The following is a 4,399-nucleotide window of genomic DNA, read 5'->3' as shown; positions in this document are numbered from 1 at the left end:
GAAGTCATCTGTGAAGTAACGGCGAATTTTTCTAGACATATCTGTTCTCCTCTTTTCTTTAGTGTAGAACACTTTATAAATTCTGTCTAGTTTAGTGTAACCTATTCATCGTATTTGAAATACCTAGCAATTGTTTTATATGGTTGTTTCATAGTGTTAGGAATAACTTCAGGAGACATATTAAAAGTTGCTCCAGTGGATTATTACCGTTTATTGTCAGCTCTCATTCCTGAAACAATATTAATTGGATTACCAATAAATATTGTCCTAGGAATAGTGCTCATCTCAAAAATATTTTGTAAAAGGACGTAAAAGTCGAGACTGTAAAATATTTTTTGACTTCGTGTATAACGCTACTTATTATAGAAAAGAAAAACTGGCTGAAAATAGATTCAGTCAGTTTCTTAAGTTTATTCAATCACCAGCATGCCTTCTTTAACGTCAAATGGGTGTTCCGGGTCAATGCGGTCGTAGAACATGACTCCGTTGAGGTGGTCGATTTCGTGTTGGACCACGATTGCATTAAAGCCTTTGAGTTTGATGCGGTGCTTTTCTCCGTTTTTGTCCATGTAATCAACAGTCACACGCGCGTGGCGGACTACGTAGCCTTGGACTTCGCGGTCAACAGATAGGCAACCTTCGCCCCCTTCCATAGCCGCTTCTTGGACAGAATGAGCCACGATTTTAGGATTGTACAATACTTCTTGTAGAGAGTAGGCTTGGGCAGGTGGATGTCCTTCCTCGTCCTCTGGGTTTGGTACTAAAACAGCGATGATGCGTTTAGAAACATCCAATTGGGGAGCTGCAAGACCAACTCCGCCACGGAGTTTCATTTTTTCAGCCATGACAGGATCCTGAGAATGTTTGAGGAATTGCATCATTTTCTCACCTAAAATCACTTCTTGATCAGAAAGTGGAAATTGGACTTCCTCTGCAACTTGGCGTAGGGTTGGATGCCCTTCACGTATGATGTCATCCATGTCAATCAAATGGGCAGGTTTTGTAAGGTTTTCAATTATAGACATACTTCTCTCCTTTGGGTATTATTAAAATAAGTATAGCATGAAATGAGAGAGAATAAAAGCTTCACTCGCCTATCTATTCTGTAGTAAATCTGCTATACTATAGTAAAAGACGAACGTTGAAAGGGAGTATTATGAAAAGAATTTTAGAAAAAGCCAGTCTGTTGGCCTTATCCACCATGCTGGTATCAACATTTGCAGTATCCCCTGCTATTCCACAGATGATTGACCATTTTGCCCGAGAAGGGATTGCGGCCAGTCAAGTAGAAAACTTAATTACAGTTACCTCGTTTGCTATTATGGCAGCCCTCTTGATGAATGGTCTGATTGTTCGATTTATTTCTGAACGGAATATTATCATTCTTGGGTTGTTACTCCTTGCTATCGGTGGTTCCATGCCTATGTTTTTGTCGGCCTTCCCAATGATTTTCTTGGCTAGGATTTTGCTGGGATTAGGGATTGGTCTGATAAATGCACGAGCCATTAACATTATTGGTAATTTTTTCACTGGTCAAGAACGTGTGCAGATGATGGGATTGCGCGGCTCGGCAGAAGTGTTGGGAAGTGCAGGCTTGACCCTATTGGTGGGTTGGTTGACTCAATTTGGCTGGCAACCAGCCTTTATGGTCTATCTCTTTGCTTTGGTTGTTTTAGCCCTCTTTTTATTGTTTGTACCCCAAGAAGAGTTTGTGGCACATAGCGAGTTAAAAAATGATAGTGGTTCTAAGGTCAAACTGGATAAGAAAATGTGGCAAATGGGAATATACCTCGCATTTTTGGCTTTCTTTGTTATCAATGTCAATACTTTCTTGACCATTCGGATTCCACAGATTGTTTTGGACAAGGGAATTGGGACTGCTCAGCAAGCTAGTCTGATTCTCAGTTTGATGCAAATAATGGGGATTGTGGCAGGGACGGTTTTTAGTAGCTTGGTTGGCCGCTTGAAGGACTGGCTTTTAGCAGTTTCCTATGTAATTTTTGGATTCGCAGTTATCGGCATTGCCTTTGCGGATAATCTTTGGGTGTTAGGCCTCGGCGGTATGGTATCAGGATTTTTCTACAGTATCGTTCTGACCATAGTTTTCAGCCAAGTAACGGACAGAGCAAGCAAAGCTCTTCTTAATACAGTAATGACGATTGTTTTGATGGGCTGTAATATTGGTGGGGCAACATCTGCAATCTTACCAACCTTTCTGGAAAAACTCAACCCAACACCAACTGGTGCCTTTGGTATCTATGCTATCGGTTGCGCTTTGATAAGTGCAGGTTTAATCTATCAACAAATAAAGAAATAGGGAGTGGATTTCCGCTCCTTTTGGTATAATGGTCTTATGTTAGAAAACAATCGACTCAATCAATTAATGTTGCGTTTCCCTGAAGATGTCCAGCTGATTTTTAATGAAATGATCCCTTCTTATCAATTGGGTTATGCTGACTATGTCTATCAGACAGACGATGTTGCTACTCAGAACCGACGAATTAAAAATCTTGCTAAAAATTTTCGGAAGATGGATTACTTTTACGTAATGTCTTTACCGCAAGATTTGGCGTTGGAAATTGCCAACCAGTGGCAGTATCCGTCGCCATATGATTTTTATTCAGTGAGCTCTCAATCAGAAACGTATACCCAGTTCATAACGCCAGAGGCGCGTGGAGACCGGTTTTTTGCAGTCATTCGCAATGCAGCCCTCATGGGTTACTTTCAAGTGGAGCAAGTTGATAAGGAACTCAGCCTTCACTTAGGGATGAAGCCGTCTTTGATGGGACAAGGAAATGGCAGATCTTTCTATCAGACGATTGAAGACTACATTGTTGAACATTATCATCCAGAGCAACTTAGCCTAAGTGTAGCCATATGTAACCAACGAGCTCAAGCTCTCTTTCGGGCAGTTGGATTTTCTGTAAACGGTCATAGTATTCAAGTTTGTGGTGGAAACCACTATGAATGTGTCAGAATGGAAAAGAAATTAGCATGCGATTAGATAAATTTTTGGTAGACTGTGGTGTTGGTAGTCGGACAGAGGTCAAGAAATTCCTGAAAAACAAGCAAGTCACAGTCAACGGCCAAGTAGAGACGTCTCCTAAACAACAAATAAATGAACAGGTGGATCTGGTAGCAGTAGCTGGCGACATTCTCCATCATGAACAATTTGTTTACTACCTTCTCAATAAACCCAAAGGAGTTATCTCAGCAACTGAAGATGACCACCATCGGACTGTTTTAGATTTATTGGATGAAATAGCTCAACATAAGGAAGTTTTTCCAGTTGGACGCTTGGACATCGATACCCATGGCTTGCTCCTTTTGACTAATAATGGCAAATTAGCCCATGCCATGCTCTCTCCTAAAAAACATGTTGATAAACTCTACCGTGCACAGATTGACGGAATCATGACCCAAGAGGATGTCGCGCGATTTGCGGCAGGAATTGATCTAAAAGATTTTACCTGTCAGCCAGCCCAGTTGACTATCCTATCGACAGATGAGGCTAAAGAAACTTCACTGGTTGACATTACCATCCGAGAAGGAAAGTTTCACCAGGTCAAACGGATGGTGCAGGCTTGTGGTAAGATGGTGACGGATTTGCAACGGATATCAATGGGGCCCTTATGGTTGGACTCCGAACTAGCGATTGGAAAATACCGTAGATTAACAGCTGACGAATTGAAGCAATTAGAAGTGTTTGGTGTGGAATTATAGATGATAAAAAAGACTCGCTTCCGATTTGTACTGACCCCAAAAAGTTAGACAAAAAATATTAGTGAAAGGATTTAGTTCTGTACTGAACAGGACTAAGTCCTTTTAGTTTTGCTTTAATGCGTTTATTGTTGTAGTAAAAAATATAACCAGTGATAGCTTGCTCTAGTTGGTCCAGTGACTTGAAATTCTTCTCAAATCCGTAAAACATTTCTGTTTTCAAAATGCCAAAGAAGGACTCCATCATGCCATTATCCGTGCTAGTTCCCTTGCGAGACATGGACGGACGTATGCCTTTACTGGCAAGAAAACGATGATAAGCTTCATGTTGGTATTGCCAACCTTGGTCGCTATGGAGAATGGTATTTGGGTAAGTTTCCTCAGGAAAGGCTTTATCAAGCATAGTCTTGACTTGTATGAGGTTGGGAGAACGTGACAAGGCAAAAGCAATAATTTCGCTATTATAGCCATCCAGAACAGGTGATAGATAGAGTTTTTCAGAACAAATTGGCAGAGTGAACTCAGTCACATCTGTATAGCACTTCTCAAAAGGCTTAGCTCCTTCAAAGATTTTTTCAATGAGATTGGGAGATTTCTTGCCTACATCCCCCTTGTAAGACTTGTATTTCTTACGTCGACGAATACGAGCAGTCAATCCTAGCTCCTTCATCAGCCGTTG

5 protein-coding genes are annotated in these 4,399 nt (G+C 41.0%); 3 read left to right on the top strand and 2 right to left on the bottom strand.

Annotation, left to right across the window (positions count from 1 at the left end):
• Positions 1-410: 410 nt before the first annotated feature.
• Complete coding sequence (def, locus tag ACPC57_RS11325; RefSeq protein ID WP_434066990.1) at positions 411-1,025, bottom strand: peptide deformylase; 615 nt, start codon at positions 1,023-1,025, stop codon at positions 411-413.
• A 131-nt stretch (positions 1,026-1,156) separates the two neighbouring features.
• Between def and ACPC57_RS11320 the strand changes: the two genes are divergently transcribed.
• The 3 genes from ACPC57_RS11320 to ACPC57_RS11310 are packed head-to-tail and all read left to right on the top strand — an operon-like array spanning position 1,157 to position 3,723.
• Positions 1,157-2,317 carry an MFS transporter gene (locus ACPC57_RS11320; protein ID WP_274504502.1) on the top strand — a complete coding sequence of 387 codons (1,161 nt, stop codon included), beginning with the start codon at positions 1,157-1,159 and terminating at the stop codon, positions 2,315-2,317.
• 36 nt (positions 2,318-2,353) lie between these two features.
• The gene (locus tag ACPC57_RS11315; RefSeq protein WP_277837396.1) at positions 2,354-3,004 is read left to right on the top strand and encodes a GNAT family N-acetyltransferase; all 651 of its coding nucleotides are present in this window, start codon (positions 2,354-2,356) and stop codon (positions 3,002-3,004) included.
• Positions 2,995-3,723: a pseudouridine synthase gene (locus ACPC57_RS11310; protein ID WP_418126974.1), complete on the top strand. Its 729-nt coding sequence runs from the start codon at positions 2,995-2,997 to the stop codon at positions 3,721-3,723. Before ACPC57_RS11315 ends, ACPC57_RS11310 begins: the two co-directional genes overlap by 10 nt.
• A 58-nt stretch (positions 3,724-3,781) precedes the next feature.
• Here the strand turns inward: ACPC57_RS11310 and ACPC57_RS11305 are convergent.
• Positions 3,782-4,399: IS3 family transposase (locus tag ACPC57_RS11305; protein WP_434066989.1), on the bottom strand; the 618-nt coding region annotated here is incomplete at its 5' end.

This window comes from Streptococcus sp. VTCC 12886 (assembly GCF_049893425.1).
Taxonomy (GTDB): Bacteria; Bacillota; Bacilli; order Lactobacillales; family Streptococcaceae; genus Streptococcus; species Streptococcus suis_AA.
The sequence above is the reverse complement of the archived record's forward strand: the minus strand, read 5'-3'. Positions and strand labels throughout refer to the sequence as shown.

Bases quoted from the DNA above. Each gene is read 5' to 3' on its own strand.
- ACPC57_RS11320 (WP_274504502.1), top strand. From the start codon at position 1,157: ATGAAAAGAATTTTAGAAAAAGCCAGTCTGTTGGCCTTATCCACCATG.
- ACPC57_RS11310 (WP_418126974.1), top strand. From the start codon at position 2,995: ATGCGATTAGATAAATTTTTGGTAGACTGTGGTGTTGGTAGTCGGACA.
- def (WP_434066990.1), bottom strand. From the start codon at position 1,025: ATGTCTATAATTGAAAACCTTACAAAACCTGCCCATTTGATTGACATG.
- ACPC57_RS11315 (WP_277837396.1), top strand. From the start codon at position 2,354: ATGTTAGAAAACAATCGACTCAATCAATTAATGTTGCGTTTCCCTGAA.